This window comes from Streptomyces sp. Edi2 (genome assembly GCF_040253635.1).
Taxonomy (GTDB): domain Bacteria; phylum Actinomycetota; class Actinomycetes; order Streptomycetales; family Streptomycetaceae; genus Streptomyces.
In genome coordinates this window covers 6,655,189-6,675,099 of the sequence record NZ_JBEJGX010000003.1, presented here as the reverse complement: position 1 = coordinate 6,675,099, position 19,911 = coordinate 6,655,189, and the positions used below count along the sequence as shown (strand labels likewise).

The window sequence follows — 19,911 nt, the reverse complement described above, 5'->3', positions numbered from 1 at the left end:
ACTCCGTCATGCCGCCCGTCCTTGTGCCGGTCATGGTAGCTGCACCCCGCCTGTCGCCACACCCTGTCACCGCGATGTCACTGTGCACGTAGCAGAAACGCAGACAGAGACCAGAAGGTTCCCCGAATCCTGCGCTTCCACACGTCCACGGCGACACTGAGTCAACACGCGATGATCCTCTTACGCCTCCATACTGGACGCTCCCTCACTCCGCGCGCATCCATTGCTCCATGACCGACAACAGATGATCGGTATCCACCGGCTTGGTCACATAGTCGGAGGCTCCGGAGTCGATGCTCTTCTCCCTGTCGCCCTTCATCGCCTTCGCGGTCAGCGCGATGATGGGAAGTCCGGCGAACTGCGGCATCCGGCGGATCGCCGCCGTGGTCGCATAGCCGTCCATCTCCGGCATCATGATGTCCATCAGGACCAGCACGATGTCGTCGTGCTGCTCCAGCACCTCGATGCCCTCGCGCCCGTTCTCCGCGTACAGCACCGACAGCCCGTGCTGCTCCAGGACGCTGGTGAGCGCGAAGACATTGCGGATGTCGTCATCGACGATCAGCACCTTCTCGCCATGGAAACCGCCCTCGAAAGCGGGATCCACCAGATCCTGGCCGTTGCCGATCCAGGGCTCCTCGGCGGGCTGCGGCGCGACCGGCTGCGGCGGCGCCTCAGCCGCCTGGGGAGCCTGCGGGGCCCGGGAAGCTTGAAGGGCCTGGGACGGCGCCGGAGACGGCTGCTGGCGTCCCGGAAGCTCGAAGCGGCGCGCAGAGCCCGAAACCGCCCGGCGGCGGCGCCGGTTGAGGCTGCCCCCGGAGTCCAGCTCGCGGCTCTGCTGCTCTTCGGCCTCCAGGCGCCCGACCTCCGTCTCCCGCGCCTCCGCGTCCATCGCGATCCCGCCGGCCACCAGCTGCGGATAGCCCTGCGGCGGCAGGCCGCCCGGGTTGTGCGGGAGGTAGAGCGTGAACGTGGAGCCGCGGTTGGGCTCACTCGCGGCATGGATCTCACCGCCCAGCAGCCGGGCGATCTCCCGGCTGATGGACAGACCCAGGCCCGTGCCGCCGTACTTGCGGCTGGTCGTGCCGTCCGCCTGCTTGAACGCCTCGAAAATGACCCGCATCTTGCTCGACGCGATACCGATACCGGTGTCGGTCACCGAGAAGGCGATCATGTCCGCGTCCGGGTCGCGCAGCGAACCGTGCTCCAGCAGCTGCTCGCGGATGGCCACCGGAACATCCGAACCGGCCGGCCGGATCACCAGCTCGACGGCGCCGCTGTCGGTGAACTTCACCGCGTTGGACAGCAGATTGCGCAGCACCTGCAGCAGCCGCTGCTCGTCGGTGTGCAGTGTCGCCGGGAGCTCCGGGGAGACCCGTACGGAGAAGTCGAGTCCCTTCTCCGCGGTCAGCGGCCGGAACGTGGCCTCCACGTAGTCGACGAGCTGGACCAGCGCGATCCGCGTCGGGCTGACGTCCATCTTTCCGGCCTCGACCTTCGACAGGTCCAGGATGTCGTTGATCAGCTGGAGCAGGTCGCTGCCGGCGCCATGGATGGTTTCGGCGAATTCGACCTGCTTCGGGGAGAGATTCCCCTCGGCGTTGTCGGCCAGCAACTTGGCCAGAATCAGCAGGGAGTTCAGCGGCGTCCGCAGCTCGTGCGACATGTTCGCCAGGAACTCCGACTTGTAGCGCATCGAGACCGCAAGCTGCTCGGCGCGCTCCTCCAGGACCTGCCGCGCCTCCTCGATCTCGGTGTTCTTCACCTCGATGTCGCGGTTCTGCGCCCGCAGCTGCTCGGCCTTCTCCTCCAGCTCGGAGTTGGACAGCTCCAGCGCCTTCTGCCGGCTCTCCAGCTCGCCCGAGCGCTCCTTGAGCTGTTCGGTCAGCTCCTGCGACTGCTTGAGCAGCACCTCGGTCTTGGTGTTGACCGAGATGGTGTTGACGCTGGTCGCGATCATCTCGGCGATCTGGCTGAGGAAGTCCTTCTGGATCTGGGTGAACGGCTGGAAGGACGCCAGCTCGATCACGCCGAGCACCTTGTCCTCGAAGAGCACCGGCAGCACGATCACATTCGCCGGCGGCGCCTCGCCCAGCCCGGAGGCGATCTTGAGATACCCGGACGGGACGTTCTCCACCAGGATGGTGCGCCCCTCCTCCGCGGCCGTGCCGATCAGCGTCTCGCCCGGCCGGAAGGTCGTCGGCATCCCGCCCATGGCGTAGCCGTACGAGCCCATCAGCCGCAGCTCGTACGCGCCCGCCTCGCCGCCGTCCGCCCCGATCTCGTGGCTGTCGGGCTGCGCGGCGAGGAAGAACGCGCCGTGCTGGGCGGAGACCGCGGGCGACAGCTCGCTCATGATCAGGGTGGCGACGTCCTTGAGGTCGCGCCGGCCCTGCATCAGACCGGAGATCCGGGCGAGGTTGCCCTTGAGCCAGTCCTGTTCCTCGTTGGCGAGGGTGGTCTCGCGGAGCGTGGAGATCATCGTGTTGACGTTGTCCTGGAGCTCCAGGATCTCGCCGGCCGCGTCCACGTCGATCCGGACGTTGTGATCGCCGAGGGTGACCGCCGCGGCGACCGCGGCGATGGCCCGCACCTGACGGGTCAGGTTCCCGGCCATCTCGTTCACCGACTCGGTCAGGTCCCGCCAGGTGCCGGCCACGCCGCGCACCTGTGCCTGACCGCCCAGCTGGCCTTCCGTACCCACCTCACGGGCCACTCTGGTGACCTGCTCGGCGAAGGACGACAGCTGGTCGACCATGGTGTTGATGGTGGTCTTCAGCGCCAGGATCTCACCCCGCGCATCGATGTCGATCTTCTTGGTCAGATCGCCCTTGGCGATGGCGGTGGTGACCATGGCGATATTGCGGACCTGGCCGGTCAGGTTGTTGGCCATCGAGTTCACGGACTCGGTGAGGTCCTTCCACGTACCGGCGACGCCGGGGACGCGGGCCTGACCGCCCAGGATGCCGTCGGTGCCCACCTCACGGGCCACCCGGGTGACCTCGTCGGCGAACGACGACAGCGTCGTGACCATCGTGTTGACCGTGTCGGCGAGCTGCGCGACCTCGCCGCGCGCCTCGACCGTGACCTTCTTGGTCAGGTCTCCGTTGGCGACCGCCGCCGAGACCTGGGAGATGTTGCGCACCTGGATGGTCAGGTTGTTGGCCATCAGGTTCACGTTGTCGCTGAGGTCCAGCCAGATCCCGGTCGCGCCCGGCACCCGCGCCTGGCCGCCCAACTGACCCTCGGTGCCCACCTCACGCGCCACCCGGGTCACCTGCTCGGCGAACGACGACAGCTGGTCGACCATCGTGTTGACGGTCGTGACCAGTTCCAGGATCTCGCCCTTGGCATCGACGGTGATCTTCTTGGACAGATCACCGCGGGCCACCGCGGTCGTCACCTCCGCGATGTTGCGCACCTGCGAGGTGAGGTTGTTCGCCATGAAGTTGACGGACTGGGTGAGGTCCTTCCAGGTGCCGCTGACGCCCTGCACCTCGGCCTGGCCGCCCAGGATGCCCTCGGTGCCCACCTCGCGGGCGACCCGGGTGACCTGCTCCGCGAACGAGGAGAGCTGGTCGACCATGGTGTTCAGGGTGTTCTTGAGCTCCAGGATCTCGCCCCGGGCGTCCACGTCGATCTTCTGCGACAGGTCACCGCGGGCCACCGCCGTCGCGACCTGCGCGATATTGCGGACCTGGGCCGTCAGGTTGCCGGCCATGCCGTTCACGGAGTCGGTCAGATCGCGCCAGACGCCCGCGACGCCCGGCACCTGCGCCTGACCGCCCAGCCTGCCGTCCGTACCGACCTCCCGGGCGACCCGGGTGACCTGCTCGGCGAAGGCGGAGAGCTGGTCGACCATCGTGTTGATGGTGTTCTTCAGCTCCAGGATCTCGCCGCGCGCGTCCACGTCGATCTTCTGCGACAGGTCGCCACGCGCGACCGCCGTCGTCACCTGCGCGATCTGCCGCACCTGGGAAGTCAGGTTCCCCGCCATGAAGTTGACGGAGTCGGTCAGTTCCTTCCAGGTGCCGCTGACGCCGTCCACCCGGGCCTGGCCGCCCAGCCGGCCCTCCGTGCCCACGTCCCTGGCCATCCGGGTGACCTGGTCGGCGAACGAGGAGAGCTGATCCACCATGGTGTTCACGGTGTTCTTCAGCTGCAGCATCTCGCCGGAGACATCGACGGTGACCTTCTGCGACAGGTCGCCGTTGGCAACCGCCGTCGTCACCTGCGCGATGTTGCGCACCTGCCCGGTCAGGTTGCGGAAGGCGGTGTTCACGGAGTCCGTGAGGTCCTTCCACGTCCCGGCCGCCCCGGGCACCGCGGCCTGGCCGCCCAGCTCACCCTCGACACCGATCTCCCGCGCAACGCGCGTCACTTCGGCACCGAACGACGACAGCTGACCCACCATCGTGTTGACGGTGTTCTTCAACTCCAGCATCTCACCGGCCACATCGACGGTGACCGTCTGCGACAGATCACCGTTGGCGACCGCCGTCGTCACCTGCGCGATGTCCCGCACCTGCGCCGTGAGGTTGCGGAAGGCGGTGTTCACCGAGTCGGTGAGGTCCTTCCACGTCCCGGCCGCGCCCGGCACCTGCGCCTGACCGCCGAGCTGCCCCTCCGCGCCGACCTCGTTCGCCACCCGCGTCACTTCGTCCGCGAAGGTCCGCAGCGTCTCGGTCATGGTGTTGATCGTGTCGGCCAGCTGCGCGACCTCGCCGCGTGCACTGACCGTAACCTTCTGCGACAGATCGCCATTGGCGACGGCAGTGGTGACCTGGGCGATCCCGCGCACCTGCGCGGTGAGGTTGCCGGCCATGAGGTTGACCGAATCCGTCAGGTCCTTCCACACCCCGGCAACGCCGGGGACCTGCGCCTGACCACCAAGCTCGCCCTCGGTGCCGACCTCCCGGGCGACCCGCGTCACCTCGGAGGCGAACGAGGAGAGCTGGTCCACCATCGTGTTGACGGTGTTCTTCAGCTCCAGCATCTCGCCGGAGACATGGACGGTCACCTTGCGCGACAGATCACCCTTGGCCACCGCCGTGGTGACGAGAGCAATGTCACGGACCTGCGCCGTCAGCCGGGACGCCATGGTGTTGACGGATTCCGTGAGGTCCTTCCACGAACCCGACATTCCGCGCACCCGCGCCTGGCCGCCGAGCTTGCCTTCCGTACCGACCTCACTGGCCACTCTGGTGACCTCGTCGGTGAACGCGGAGAGCTGATCCACCAGTCCGTTGACCGTACGGCCGACCTTCAGGAATTCACCCCGCAGAGGGTGCTCCGAAGAACTGTCCGAACTGCGCGAGCGCAGATCCATCCGCTGTTCCAGGTCGCCCTCGGACACCGCCGACAGCACCCGTCCCACCTCGGAGACGGGCCGTACGAGGTCGTCGACCAGGGCGTTCGAGGCGTCGATCGCCGCGGCCCAGGAGCCCTCGGCGGCGCCGACCTCCAGCCTTTCCGTGAGCTTTCCCTCACGGCCGACGACCCGGCGCACCCGCGTCAGCTCGCCCGTGAGATGCAGATTGCGATCCGCAACCTCGTTGAAGACCGCCGCGATCTCCGACATGACGCCATCGCCGGAAACCGTGAGCCGCTTGCGGAAGTTCCCGTCCCGCATCGCGACCAGAGCGACCAACAGCCGATTCAGCGCAGCCGTATCCACCTCGGTCGTCCCGTTGTTCCGGGAACGTCCGCCTTTCGCGCGCGTGCTTGCGCCCCGCGCCGCTGCGCCAGACTCCACCGTGTCCCTCCCGCAAGGGTCGACCGTTCTACCCGGGCTTTCTCTTGATACGTGCCCAGTGTTTCACCATGGCCCAACCAGGCCATAACAGTTCGGCAGCATCGCACACCGTCCCGGGGCACGATTGGGGCGGAAACACACGTGACCGGCATCCTCGGGTGCGGCGAAGGTAAGTAACCTGGCATACGGCTGTCCATCGTCCCGGCCATCGAGCACGGGCAGTGGTGGAGGCACCACAGGTTTATTCGGAGGGCGCCGCGAGTATGGGGGAGCAGATCACCGACACACGCATGAGGAGACCAGTGATCACCGCGCGGGCCGCCGCAACATTCGAGCCGGTCGGGCGCTCGGTCGCCACTGCCCGTGCCTTCGTCCGCGACACCCTCCAGGGCTGGGGCTGCGCCGACATCGTCGACGACGCCGTGGTGCTGACCAGCGAGCTGGTCACCAACGCCGTGGTGCACGCCGGCACCGCCGCCGATGTGCTGTGTCTGCGCAACGAGGACGGCGTACGGATTACCGTCGCCGACCGCTACCCCGAACGCGAGATCCCGCTCCAGAACGCCGGCCAGGTCGTCGTCCACCCGGACCGCGAGGGCGGCCGCGGCCTGCTGCTGTGCGGCGCGCTCGCCACCCGTTGGGGCGTCGAGTACACCGCCGCACAAAAACACGTATGGTTCCACCTCGACCTCCCCGAGCGGCCGGCCGGCACCCGTTCCGCCGGCCCCGCCCTGCCGGTGGACGCCCTCCCGGTCGCCGAGACCCGCGTCCGCGTCGCGGTGATCCAGATCGACCGCGGAAGCTGCATCAGCTTCTGGAACGAGGACGCCCAGGACCTCTTCGCCTACGACCCCGAGCAGGTCATCGGCAAACCACTCACCGACTTGGCCGCCTGGCCGCACACCCCCGGAACCGGCACGGGCATCGTCGAGGCCCTGCAGCTCTCCCGCTGGGAAGGCTCCTACGGCATCCGCGGCTCCGACGGCCGGGTCGTCCCCGTCTACGCCTCCCACCTGCGCGTCCGCGACGCCGACGGCGAGGCCTCCACGGTCTGCCTCCTGGTGCGCGACCACGAGCGCGCCATCCTGCAGAGCCCCCAGCGCACCCCCGCCCCGGACGCCGCCTCCCAGGCCGGCTCGTCGGAGGGACGCGCCTCCGACCCGTTCGAGGTCTTCATCGGCTCACCGGCCCCCGACGACCTCGACGGCCTGCTCCAGCGCACCGTCGAACGGGCCCGCGACATGCTCGACGGCGACGCCGCCTACCTCCTCCTGGCCACCGACGACGAGACCGAACTGGAGGTCCGCGCCTCCACGGGCCTGCCCTCCGCCCGCCAGCGGTTCGCCCGCGTCCCCGTCGAGGCCGGCTCCGGACGCTACGGCTCCGCCCGGATGCCCGCCGTCCACGAAGACCTCACCGCGGTCCCCGGCGCCGTCCCCCTCCTCAGCGGCACGGGCATGCGCTCGGTCGTCACCGTCCCCCTCAAGGTCGAGGGCCGGCTGACCGGCTCGCTCGGCGTCGCCGCAGAGGGCGCAGGGCGTTACACGAACGAGGAGGCGCTGCGTCTCCAGTTCGCCGCCGACCGCATCGCCCTCGCCGTCGAGCGCGCCCGCCTCACCGAGCTGGAAAAGCTCCGCCGCGGCTCCCTCTCCTTCCTCGTCGAGGCCTCCGACCTGCTGGCCGGGACCCTCGACCGGGACCAGACCCTGGCCCTGATGGCCCAGATGACGGTCCCGACCCTCGCCACGTGGTGCGCGGTCTACACCGTCGCCGACCAGACCTCCGAGCCCGAGCTGTCCTATGTGCTGCACGAGGACGAGGACCGGATCGACGGCCTCAAGACGCTGCTGATGAAGGTCGACCCGCCCGAGCCGGTCCCCACCCCCGGTGCCCGTATCTGGACCGCCCCCGGCGACGCCGCGCACGACGCCGCCCTGCGCACCTCCATGCGCAGCCTGGGCCTGGGCAACGCCGCCCGGCCCTCCACCGGCCCCGGCGCCACCCTCGCCACCGCCTCCGCGGTGGGCGGCGAGACGGTCGTCCTTCCCCTCGTCGCCCGCAACCGCGTCATCGGCATGCTGACCCTGGGCAAGCCCACCGAGGAGCACTTCCGCCAGGAGATCCTGGAGCTCGCCGAAGACCTCTCCCGCCGGGCCGCGCTCGCCCTGGACAACGCGCGCCTCTACTCCGAGCGCACGGCCATCAGCCAGTCCCTGCAACGCAGCCTGCTGCCCCCTGAGCAGCCCGCGATCCCCGGCGTGGAGGTCGAGGTCATCTACCGCGCGGCCGGCGAGGGCAACGAGGTCGGCGGCGACTTCTACGACATCTTCCCGATCCGCGACGGCGCCTACGGCTTCGCCATCGGCGACGTCTGCGGTACGGGCCCGGAAGCGGCCGCCGTCACGGGCCTGGCCCGGCACGCGCTGCGTCTCCTCGCCCGCGAGGGCTTCGGCGGCCCCGCCGTCCTGGAACGCCTCAACGCCGCCATCCTCGACGAGGGCGCCCGCAGCCGCTTCCTGACGCTCCTTTACGGCGAGCTCTGGCCCCAGGCAGACGGCGGCGCCGTCCTCAAGGTCGTCTGCGCCGGCCACCCCCTTCCGCTCCGTCTCCGCCAGGACGGCACCGTCGAGCCGGCCGCCGAACCCCAGCCGCTCCTCGGCGTCATGGACGATCTGGAGCTCTACGAACAGACCGTCAGACTCGACCCCGGCGATGTCCTGCTGTGCGTCACCGACGGCGTCACCGAGCGCCGCGAGGGCACCCGCATGCTCGGCGACGACGGCCTCACCGACCTCCTGACCACCTGTACGGGACTGACGGCCGGCGCCGTCGCCGCCCGCGTGCTGCGCGCCGTGGAACGCTTTGCCGCCGAACCCGCCTCCGACGACATGGCCATCCTCGCCATGCGCATCCCCGAGGCCCAGGCGGACTGACCCTCAGGGAGCGGCCGACGCCCACCACTCACGGCCCCCGGCCGCTCCCCTGCCACCACCGCCCGCCTCATGCGCTGTGCCGCACGACCGACTGCCCTGGCCCGCCCCTTACGGGAAGCCATTCCCGGAGCCGCCCCAACCGCCGCCCACAACACGGCCCATGGCTCCCGCCCTCGGGGCTGATACGACATCACCGGATCGGCACTGCACCGGCACCGGATCGGCATACGACAAAGGCCCCCGCCGAATGGCGGGGGCCTTTATCCTCTGGAGCCCCAATACGGAATCGAACCGTAGACCTTCTCCTTACCATGGAGACGCTCTGCCGACTGAGCTATTGGGGCGCGGCAGCGGAATAGATATTACCCCAACTCGGCGGCAGGTTCGAATCGTCGACCGCCCGGTGCACCGTTACTCGACTAAAAGGCCGGCTGCAGGAGCCCGCCGAGCGCATTGCACGCACCGACCATCTTGTGCAGCTCCCGCCGCGACATCCCCGCGTGCACCGGCAACGCCAGGGTCTCGTCCACCGCCCGCTCGGTCTGCGGCAGAAAGACATCCCGCCGCAGCCCCGGCATCCGGTACACCGGAGCCAGCACGGGCACCCTGCAGGCAACGCCCTTGGCCCGCAGCGCCCGCGCGAACGCATCCCGGTCGGGCCGCCCATTGCCGGGTACCCGCACCACATACTGCTCGTAGCTGTGGCCCGCCGCCGGTGTGGGCGTCCGGACCCCGCTGAGCCTGCCGTCCAGGTACGACGCATGCGCCCGCCGCAGCTCGGCGCCCTCCGGGTCCGCCCCGGGTTCGTTCTCCACGAGCACCAACAGGCCGCGCCGCTGACCCACTTCACGGATCCACCCGGTGTCCGCCTGCCGACCGAACCGGTGGATCGCGACGATCGCAGCCGTCTGGCTGGTCACCACATCCGACACCGCGGCCGGGTCCAGGCAGTAACTGTCGCCGTCCACATCGGCGAACACCGGCACCGCGCCCAACTCCAGCACGGCCCGGGCGACCTCGGCGTTGCCATACGCCGGCACCACGACCTCATCCCCAGCACTGACACCGGCCGACTTGAGCGCTCCTACTGTCCGCATGAAACGGATCCTGCTCAGGTCAGATGAACGTCGAGTTACACCCACCACCCGAAAATCAGAACAAAAAAGCTCCGGTCCCTGAACCACGAAGGTTCAGGGACCGGAGCTGAAAAATTGTTCGGCGGCGTCCTACTCTCCCACAGGGTCCCCCCTGCAGTACCATCGGCGCTGAAAGGCTTAGCTTCCGGGTTCGGAATGTAACCGGGCGTTTCCCTAACGCAATGACCACCGAAACACTATGAAGTTAACCAACCCGGCAAAAACACAGGTCGTTACTTCAGAACCTACACAGTGGACGCGAGCAACTGAGGACAAGCCCTCGGCCTATTAGTACCAGTCAACTCCACCCGTTACCAGGCTTCCATATCTGGCCTATCAACCCAGTCGTCTACTGGGAGCCTTAACCCCTCAAAGGGGGTGGGAGTACTCATCTCGAAGCAGGCTTCCCGCTTAGATGCTTTCAGCGGTTATCCTTTCCGAACGTAGCCAACCAGCCATGCCCTTGGCAGGACAACTGGCACACCAGAGGTTCGTCCGTCCCGGTCCTCTCGTACTAGGGACAGCCCTTCTCAATACTCCTACGCGCACAGCGGATAGGGACCGAACTGTCTCACGACGTTCTAAACCCAGCTCGCGTACCGCTTTAATGGGCGAACAGCCCAACCCTTGGGACCGACTCCAGCCCCAGGATGCGACGAGCCGACATCGAGGTGCCAAACCATCCCGTCGATATGGACTCTTGGGGAAGATCAGCCTGTTATCCCCGGGGTACCTTTTATCCGTTGAGCGACGGCGCTTCCACAAGCCACCGCCGGATCACTAGTCCCTACTTTCGTACCTGCTCGACCCGTCAGTCTCACAGTCAAGCTCCCTTGTGCACTTACACTCAACACCTGATTGCCAACCAGGCTGAGGGAACCTTTGGGCGCCTCCGTTACTCTTTAGGAGGCAACCGCCCCAGTTAAACTACCCACCAGACACTGTCCCTGATCCGGATCACGGACCCAGGTTAGACATCCAGCACGACCAGAGTGGTATTTCAACAATGACTCCACAACCACTGGCGTGGCTGCTTCAAAGTCTCCCACCTATCCTACACAAGCCGAACCGAACACCAATATCAAGCTATAGTAAAGGTCCCGGGGTCTTTCCGTCCTGCTGCGCGAAACGAGCATCTTTACTCGTAATGCAATTTCACCGGGCCTATGGTTGAGACAGTCGAGAAGTCGTTACGCCATTCGTGCAGGTCGGAACTTACCCGACAAGGAATTTCGCTACCTTAGGATGGTTATAGTTACCACCGCCGTTTACTGGCGCTTAAGTTCTCAGCTTCGCCACACCGAAATGTGACTAACCGGTCCCCTTAACGTTCCAGCACCGGGCAGGCGTCAGTCCGTATACATCGCCTTACGGCTTCGCACGGACCTGTGTTTTTAGTAAACAGTCGCTTCTCGCTGGTCTCTGCGGCCACCACCAGCTCAGAGTGCAAGACTCATCACCAGCAATGGCCCCCCTTCTCCCGAAGTTACGGGGGCATTTTGCCGAGTTCCTTAACCATAGTTCACCCGAACGCCTCGGTATTCTCTACCTGACCACCTGAGTCGGTTTAGGGTACGGGCCGCCATGAAACTCGCTAGAGGCTTTTCTCGACAGCATAGGATCATCCACTTCACCACAATCGGCTCGGCATCAGGTCTCAGCCTTAACGTGTGACGGATTTACCTACCACACGGCCTACACCCTTACCCCGGGACAACCACCGCCCGGGCTGGACTACCTTCCTGCGTCACCCCATCGCTTACCTACTACCACCTTGGATCGGCGGCTCCACCACGTCCCTTTGTCCGAAGACTCCAGGCCGGCTTCACGGCCTTAGCATTAATGGATTCGATACTGGGCGTTTCAAAGCGGGTACCGGAATATCAACCGGTTGTCCATCGACTACGCCTGTCGGCCTCGCCTTAGGTCCCGACTTACCCTGGGCAGATCAGCTTGACCCAGGAACCCTTAGTCAATCGGCGCACACGTTTCCCACGTGTGTATCGCTACTCATGCCTGCATTCTCACTCGTGAACCGTCCACAACTCGTTTCCACGGCTGCTTCACCCGGCACACGACGCTCCCCTACCCATCACAGCCTCCGTTGGGAGTATTACTGCAATGACACGACTTCGGCGGTGTGCTTGAGCCCCGCTACATTGTCGGCGCGGAATCACTTGACCAGTGAGCTATTACGCACTCTTTCAAGGGTGGCTGCTTCTAAGCCAACCTCCTGGTTGTCTCTGCGACTCCACATCCTTTCCCACTTAGCACACGCTTAGGGGCCTTAGTCGATGCTCTGGGCTGTTTCCCTCTCGACCATGGAGCTTATCCCCCACAGTCTCACTGCCGCGCTCTCACTTACCGGCATTCGGAGTTTGGCTAAGGTCAGTAACCCGGTAGGGCCCATCGCCTATCCAGTGCTCTACCTCCGGCAAGAAACACACGACGCTGCACCTAAATGCATTTCGGGGAGAACCAGCTATCACGGAGTTTGATTGGCCTTTCACCCCTAACCACAGGTCATCCCCCAGGTTTTCAACCCTGGTGGGTTCGGTCCTCCACGAAGTCTTACCTCCGCTTCAACCTGCCCATGGCTAGATCACTCCGCTTCGGGTCTTGGGCACGCTACTCAACGCCCTATTCGGACTCGCTTTCGCTACGGCTTCCCCACACGGGTTAACCTCGCAACATACCGCAAACTCGCAGGCTCATTCTTCAAAAGGCACGCAGTCACGACTGCATGTGCAAGCACATACAGCGACGCTCCCACGGCTTGTAGGCACACGGTTTCAGGTACTATTTCACTCCGCTCCCGCGGTACTTTTCACCATTCCCTCACGGTACTATCCGCTATCGGTCACCAGGGAATATTTAGGCTTAACGGGTGGTCCCGCCAGATTCACACGGGATTTCTCGGGCCCCGTGCTACTTGGGTGGTTCTCAAACGAGCCGCTAATGTTTCAGCTACGGGGGTCTTACCCTCTACGCCGGACCTTTCGCATGTCCTTCGCCTACATCAACGGTTTCTGACTCGTCTCACAGCCGGCAGACTGCAAAAGAGAACTCCCACAACCCCAACCACGCAACCCCTGCCGGGTATCACACGTGACTGGTTTGGCCTCATCCGGTTTCGCTCGCCACTACTCCCGGAATCACGGTTGTTTTCTCTTCCTGCGGGTACTGAGATGTTTCACTTCCCCGCGTTCCCTCCACACTGCCTATGTGTTCAGCAGCGGGTGACAGCCCATGACGACTGCCGGGTTTCCCCATTCGGACACCCCCGGATCAAAGCTTGGTTGACAGCTCCCCGGGGCCTATCGTGGCCTCCCACGTCCTTCATCGGTTCCTGGTGCCAAGGCATCCACCGTGCGCCCTTAAAAACTTGGCCACAGATGCTCGCGTCCACTGTGCAGTTCTCAAGCAACGACCAGCCACCCACCACCCCAACCCGAAGGCTGAGTTCACTGGGGCCGGCATCGCGAAGGTCCAGACTCAACGGTCCGTACCCTCAGATACCCAACAACGTGCCCGGCCCACTCCATCAATCCCCACGTTCCACGCCGAAGCAGTACTAGTGACAACCAACCGAGTGTGCCGAATAGTCAACGTTCCACCCATGAGCAACCAGCATCAGACATTCGCTGATGTACTGGCCTCTGACCCGGACAAGTCCGAGTAAGAAGTGCTCCTTAGAAAGGAGGTGATCCAGCCGCACCTTCCGGTACGGCTACCTTGTTACGACTTCGTCCCAATCGCCAGTCCCACCTTCGACGATTCCCTCCCACAAGGGGTTGGGCCACCGGCTTCGGGTGTTACCGACTTTCGTGACGTGACGGGCGGTGTGTACAAGGCCCGGGAACGTATTCACCGCAGCAATGCTGATCTGCGATTACTAGCAACTCCGACTTCATGGGGTCGAGTTGCAGACCCCAATCCGAACTGAGACCGGCTTTTTGAGATTCGCTCCACCTCGCGGTATCGCAGCTCATTGTACCGGCCATTGTAGCACGTGTGCAGCCCAAGACATAAGGGGCATGATGACTTGACGTCGTCCCCACCTTCCTCCGAGTTGACCCCGGCAGTCTCCTGTGAGTCCCCATCACCCCGAAGGGCATGCTGGCAACACAGAACAAGGGTTGCGCTCGTTGCGGGACTTAACCCAACATCTCACGACACGAGCTGACGACAGCCATGCACCACCTGTACACCGACCACAAGGGGGCGCCTGTCTCCAGACGTTTCCGGTGTATGTCAAGCCTTGGTAAGGTTCTTCGCGTTGCGTCGAATTAAGCCACATGCTCCGCTGCTTGTGCGGGCCCCCGTCAATTCCTTTGAGTTTTAGCCTTGCGGCCGTACTCCCCAGGCGGGGAACTTAATGCGTTAGCTGCGGCACGGACGACGTGGAATGTCGCCCACACCTAGTTCCCAACGTTTACGGCGTGGACTACCAGGGTATCTAATCCTGTTCGCTCCCCACGCTTTCGCTCCTCAGCGTCAGTATCGGCCCAGAGATCCGCCTTCGCCACCGGTGTTCCTCCTGATATCTGCGCATTTCACCGCTACACCAGGAATTCCGATCTCCCCTACCGAACTCTAGCCTGCCCGTATCGAATGCAGACCCGGGGTTAAGCCCCGGGCTTTCACATCCGACGTGACAAGCCGCCTACGAGCTCTTTACGCCCAATAATTCCGGACAACGCTTGCGCCCTACGTATTACCGCGGCTGCTGGCACGTAGTTAGCCGGCGCTTCTTCTGCAGGTACCGTCACTCTCGCTTCTTCCCTGCTGAAAGAGGTTTACAACCCGAAGGCCGTCATCCCTCACGCGGCGTCGCTGCATCAGGCTTTCGCCCATTGTGCAATATTCCCCACTGCTGCCTCCCGTAGGAGTCTGGGCCGTGTCTCAGTCCCAGTGTGGCCGGTCGCCCTCTCAGGCCGGCTACCCGTCGTCGCCTTGGTAGGCCATCACCCCACCAACAAGCTGATAGGCCGCGGGCTCATCCTTCACCGCCGGAGCTTTCCACCACCAGACCATGCGGTCGGTAGTCGTATCCGGTATTAGACCCCGTTTCCAGGGCTTGTCCCAGAGTGAAGGGCAGATTGCCCACGTGTTACTCACCCGTTCGCCACTAATCCCCTCCCGAAGGAGGTTCATCGTTCGACTTGCATGTGTTAAGCACGCCGCCAGCGTTCGTCCTGAGCCAGGATCAAACTCTCCGTGAATGTTTACCGGTAATCCGGTGAACACACACGAGAGCGGAACAACCAGACGGAATAAGTCCGGTCGTTCACAGCGTCCTCGCTGTGTGTGCCACCCCGACCGCATGGGCCGTGGTGGACTTTTTCAAAGGAACCTCATCTCCCGGAAGTTTCCGGTCGACGGGGTATCAACATATCTGGCGTTGACTTTTGGCACGCTGTTGAGTTCTCAAGGAACGGACGCTTCCTTTGTTCCTGTTTCACCAGGATCTCCGGGCGCTTCCCTTCGGTCTTGCGTTTCCGACTCTATCAGATCCTTGCGGGCCCGATTTTCGCCGGTGCGTTTCCGCCTTTCGGCTTCTTCGCGTTTCCAACCTTACCAGATCCGTTTCCGTCTCCGGCCCCGTGTTGGAGCGGGTCGACCGTCCGGCTTTCGCTTTCCGGCCTTTCCGACTCTAGCAGACCCGATTTCGTTCCGTTGCCGGTTCTTATTCGGTCCGATTTCCCGTCGGAAGGGGTTTGCCTTTCGGCTGATCCGACTTTATCAGATTGCTCTGGGCCGGAATTCCACCTGGTTTTGCGGGGGCGCTCCGTACGCACAGGCGTGCGGCGCTTCCCGTTCAGGAGGAGACGTAAACGTACTGGAGCGGGGCGCCCGGATGCAAATCCGGGCGCCCCGCTCCTACTTGAGTACCTGCCTGCAGCCCTGGGCGTCAGACCTCGACGACCACGGGGAGGATCATCGGGCGGCGGCGGTAGTTGTCCGACACCCACTTGCCGACCGAGCGGCGGATCAGCTGCTGGAGCTGGTGCGCGTCCGCGACACCGTCCTGGGCCGCCTTGGCCAAGGCCTCTTCGATCTTGGGAACCACGCCCGACAGGGTGGAGTCCTCGATGCCGGAGCCGCGCGCATGCAGGTCCGGGCCTCCGACGATCTTGCCGGTGGTGCTGTCCACGACCACGAAGACCGAGATGATGCCCTCGTCACCCAGGATGCGGCGGTCCTTGAGGTGGGTTTCCGTGACATCGCCGACCGAGAGGCCGTCGACGTAGACATAGCCCGCCTGGACCTTGCCGACGATCTTGGCGACACCGCCGACCAGGTCGACCACGACACCGTCTTCGGCGATGACGATCCGTTCCTTCGGGACACCGGTCAGTGCCCCCAGTTCGGCGTTGGCGCGCAAATGGCGCCATTCGCCGTGGACCGGCATGAGGTTCTTCGGCTTGCAGATGTTGTAGAAGTACAGCAGCTCGCCGGCCGAGGCGTGGCCCGAGACGTGGACCTTGGCATTGCCCTTGTGGACGACGTCCGCGCCCCACCGGGTGAGGCCGTTGATCACGCGGTAGACCGCGTTCTCGTTACCCGGGATAAGGGAGGACGCCAGGATCACGGTGTCGCCCTGGACGATCCGGATCTGGTGATCGCGGTTGGCCATCCGGGAGAGGGCGGCCATCGGCTCGCCCTGGGAACCCGTGCAGACCAGCACGACCTCGTCGTCGGGGAGATCGTCGAGCGTCTTGACGTCCACGACCAGGCCGGCGGGGACCTTCAGATAGCCCAGCTCGCGGGCGATGCCCATGTTGCGGACCATCGAACGGCCCACGAAGGCGACCCGGCGGCCGTACTCGTGCGCCGCGTCGAGGATCTGCTGGATGCGGTGCACATGGCTGGCGAAGCTCGCGACGATGATGCGCTTCTGGGCGTTCGCGAAGACCGTGCGCAGGACGTTGGAGATGTCCCGCTCGGGCGGTACGAAGCCCGGGACCTCGGCGTTCGTGGAGTCGGAGAGGAGAAGGTCGATGCCTTCCTCGCCGAGCCGCGCGAAGGCGGGGAGGTCGGTGAGCCGGCGGTCCAGCGGGAGCTGGTCCATCTTGAAGTCGCCGGTGTGGACGACCATGCCCGCAGGGGTGCGGATGGCGACGGCCAGGGCGTCGGGGATGGAGTGGTTGACCGCGACGAACTCGCAGTCGAAGGAGCCGATCCGCTCCGTGTGCCCCTCCTGCACCTCGAGGGTGTAGGGACGGATGCGGTGCTCCTGGAGCTTGGCCTCGATCAGGGCGAGGGTCAGCTTCGAGCCGATGAGGGGGATGTCCGGCTTCTCCCGCAGGAGGTAGGGGACACCGCCGATGTGGTCCTCGTGGCCGTGGGTCAGCACGATGCCGTCGATGTCGTCGAGCCGATTCCTGATGGACGTGAAGTCCGGCAGGATCAGGTCGATTCCGGGCTGCTCCTCTTCGGGGAAGAGCACTCCGCAGTCGACGATCAGCAGTCGGCCGTCGTATTCGAAGACCGTCATGTTGCGGCCGATTTCACCCAGGCCGCCGAGGGGGGTGACGCGCAGGCCACCCTTGGGGAGCTTCGGCGGGGCGCCGAGCTCAGGATGCGGATGACTCAAAAGACTCTCCTCACCACACACGCCACGCTGCCGTCGAGGGCACGTGGCGCGCATGACATTCGTGCACTTGCTATGAGGCGGTTGTTGGTCCGTATTCAGTTGTGAAGTCTGTGATCAGAGCTGTACCCCGCCGGCCGCGAGATCGCGCGTGAGCTGTTCGGTCTCCTCGGGGGAGAGCTCCACGAGCGGCAGCCGCAGCGGTCCGGCGGGCAGACCCTGGAGGCCGAGGGCGGCCTTGGTCGTGATGACACCCTGGGTGCGGAACATACCGGTGAAGACGGGCAGCAGCTTCTGGTGGATCTCGGTGGCCTTGGTGACATCGCCGTTGAGGTGGGCGTCCAGGAGGGCGCGCAGCTCGGGGGTGACGACATGGCCGACCACGGAAACGAAGCCGACGGCACCGACCGAGAGCAGCGGGAGGTTGAGCATGTCGTCGCCGCTGTACCAGGCGAGGCTTGAGCGGGCGATGGCCCAGCTGGCGCGGCCGAGGTCTCCCTTGGCGTCCTTGTTGGCGACGATCCGGGGGTGCTCGGCGAGCCGGACGATGGTCTCGGTGTTGATCGGGACACCGCTGCGGCCCGGGATGTCGTAGAGCATGACCGGCAGGTCGGTGGCGTCGGCGATGGCCGTGAAGTGCCGGAGCAGGCCCTCCTGCGGGGGCTTGCTGTAGTACGGCGTCACCGCGAGCAGACCGTGGGCGCCGGCGTCCTGGGCGGCGCGGGCCAGCTCCAGGCTGTGGCGGGTGTCATTGGTACCGGCTCCGGCAACCACAAAGGCGCGATCGCCGACCGCATCGACCACCGCGCGGACCAGCTGCGCTTTCTCCGCATCGCGGGTGGTCGGGGACTCTCCGGTGGTGCCGTTGACGACGAGGCCGTCGTTGCCGGCGTCCACCAGGTGGGCAGCCAGCCGCTGTGCGCCGTCGAGATCGAGGGCGCCATCCGGCGTGAACGGCGTGACCATGGCGGTCAGCACCCGCCCGAAGGGGGTCTGCGGTGTGGAAGTCGGAGCCATGGGTCCCACGCTACTCGTAGCTCACCGCGGGATGCGCCTCTGGGGAGCAGGGATGTGGACTCCGGCACTGCCTGCTCGGGGGTTCAAGCAGTGCCGGGTCCGTCTGTTCAGCGTAGATGAACTTCTCAAAATGCCGCAATCCGGACACTTCGCACGTCTGTCCTGCGCGCTCCGGTATCCGGCCCGCAACCTGGGCCTTACGGGGCGATCCGGCCGTTCGCATTGAATGCGCCGTACGTGAGCGGCATGAGCTTTGCCCAGTGCGCCTCCATCCGCTCGCCGACCATTTCGATCTCGCGCTGCGGGAAGGACGGCACCTTCGCCTGCTCGTGCTGGGTGCGCAGGCCGAGGAAGTGCATCAGGGAGCGGGCGTTGCAGGTGGCGTACATGGAGGAGAACAGGCCGACCGGGAGCACCGCGCGGGCGACCTCGCGGGCGACGCCGGCGGCGAGCATCTCCTGGTACGCCTCGTAGGCCCGGCGGTAGGAGTCCTCCATGACGCGGCCGGTGAGCTCCTGCTGCGCCTGGGTGCCCTCGACGAATTCGTACTTGCCGGGGCGGCCCTGCTGGACGAGCTTGCGGGACTCTCCGGGGACGTAGAAGACCGGGTCCAGCTGACGGTAGCGGCCGGACTCCTCGTTGTACGACCAGCCGACGCGGTGCCGCATGAACTCGCGGAAGACGAAGATCGGCGCGCTGATGAAGAACGTCATGGAGTTGTGCTCGAAGGGGCTGCCGTGGCGGTCCCGCATGAGGTAGTTGATCAGGCCCTTGGAGCGCTCCGGGTCCTTCTGCAGCTCCTCCAGGGACTGCTCACCGGCCGTGGAGACCCGGGCCGCCCACAGCACGTCGCTGTCCGCGGCGCTGTGCTTGACCAGCTCGACCGTCACCTCGCTCCGGAAGCTGACGGCTGCACTGTCGGGGCTCTCAGTGCTCTCGGCGGGGGTCTGGGACACCGGCGGTTCCTTCCAATCGATCCTCGTGCGCGACCACCCTACGGCCCGCCACCGACAGTCCGGGAAACACCGCGTGATGCCGCGTTAGCCGCAAATCGGGCGCGCCGTAGCAGCGCGCGGAGCGGCCGTTGATATTTTTCACAGAAGTCCCTGAAAACGGGCACCATCTGGACGCCGCAGACGTCTAACCCTGTGACAGTGCCCACTTCGAGGTTCCTAGGAGAGCCCGCTCATGTTCCGCCGGCGAGAGCCCGTCCCGTTCGCCTTCGTTGCCGAGGCAGACCGGTTCCGCAGCAATGTCACTCCCCCGCCGCGGCAGCGCGCCTCGCGCGCGCAGCTCCTCGGCCAGTCTCTCATCACGCTGACAGTCGTGGGCGGCCTGGCCGGCGCCCTGCTGTTCGGCGTTCCCGCACTGCAGCAGGACAGCTCCGGCTCGAGCCGGGTGCATCAGTCCGAGGCATCGCATCGCTGATCGGGCGGGCGGGGCGTGCCGCCAAGTGGTTCCGCTCCGCCCGTC

The 19,911-nt window shown here is 65.4% G+C and carries 7 protein-coding genes, 1 tRNA gene and 3 rRNA genes; 2 read left to right on the top strand and 9 right to left on the bottom strand.

All coding sequences use genetic code 11. From position 1 onward, the window contains the following. Positions 1-205: 205 nt before the first annotated feature. Entirely contained in the window at positions 206-5,755 is a 5,550-nt protein-coding gene (locus ABR737_RS32725; RefSeq protein ID WP_350254450.1) for a HAMP domain-containing protein, read from the bottom strand. Between the two features lie 302 nt (positions 5,756-6,057). On the opposite strand from ABR737_RS32725, the gene ABR737_RS32720 reads away from it, so the two are divergent. Continuing rightward, positions 6,058-8,688, top strand: coding sequence for a SpoIIE family protein phosphatase (locus ABR737_RS32720; protein ID WP_350257011.1), 2,631 nt, complete (start codon positions 6,058-6,060; stop codon positions 8,686-8,688). Between the two features lie 268 nt (positions 8,689-8,956). Here ABR737_RS32720 and ABR737_RS32715 read toward each other — a convergent pair. From ABR737_RS32715 to thyX, 8 genes are all read right to left on the bottom strand, one after another. After that, positions 8,957-9,032: transfer RNA gene (locus ABR737_RS32715), tRNA-Thr, on the bottom strand. A 75-nt stretch (positions 9,033-9,107) separates the two neighbouring features. Continuing rightward, entirely contained in the window at positions 9,108-9,785 is a 678-nt protein-coding gene (locus ABR737_RS32710) for a DegT/DnrJ/EryC1/StrS family aminotransferase (protein ID WP_350254449.1), read from the bottom strand. Between the two features lie 116 nt (positions 9,786-9,901). Beyond that, a 5S ribosomal RNA gene (gene rrf / locus ABR737_RS32705) occupies positions 9,902-10,018 on the bottom strand. Positions 10,019-10,092: 74 nt separating this feature from the next. Next, positions 10,093-13,215, bottom strand: a 23S ribosomal RNA gene (locus ABR737_RS32700). Between the two features lie 305 nt (positions 13,216-13,520). Then, positions 13,521-15,049, bottom strand: a 16S ribosomal RNA gene (locus ABR737_RS32695). The 16S, 23S and 5S rRNA genes sit together here, the layout of an rRNA operon. Positions 15,050-15,738: 689 nt before the next feature. Then, a complete protein-coding gene (locus ABR737_RS32690; RefSeq protein ID WP_350254448.1) occupies positions 15,739-17,424 on the bottom strand; it encodes a ribonuclease J in 1,686 nt (561 codons plus the stop codon). Between the two features lie 114 nt (positions 17,425-17,538). Next, complete coding sequence (gene dapA, locus ABR737_RS32685; protein WP_350254446.1) at positions 17,539-18,438, bottom strand: 4-hydroxy-tetrahydrodipicolinate synthase; 900 nt, start codon at positions 18,436-18,438, stop codon at positions 17,539-17,541. A 197-nt stretch (positions 18,439-18,635) separates the two neighbouring features. Beyond that, a complete protein-coding gene (gene thyX, locus ABR737_RS32680; RefSeq protein ID WP_350254444.1) occupies positions 18,636-19,394 on the bottom strand; it encodes an FAD-dependent thymidylate synthase in 759 nt (252 codons plus the stop codon). 232 nt (positions 19,395-19,626) lie between these two features. Here thyX and ABR737_RS32675 point away from each other — a divergent pair, with 232 nt between their 5' ends. Continuing rightward, positions 19,627-19,866: a hypothetical protein gene (locus tag ABR737_RS32675; protein WP_088800359.1), complete on the top strand. Its 240-nt coding sequence runs from the start codon at positions 19,627-19,629 to the stop codon at positions 19,864-19,866. Positions 19,867-19,911 lie beyond the last annotated feature (45 nt).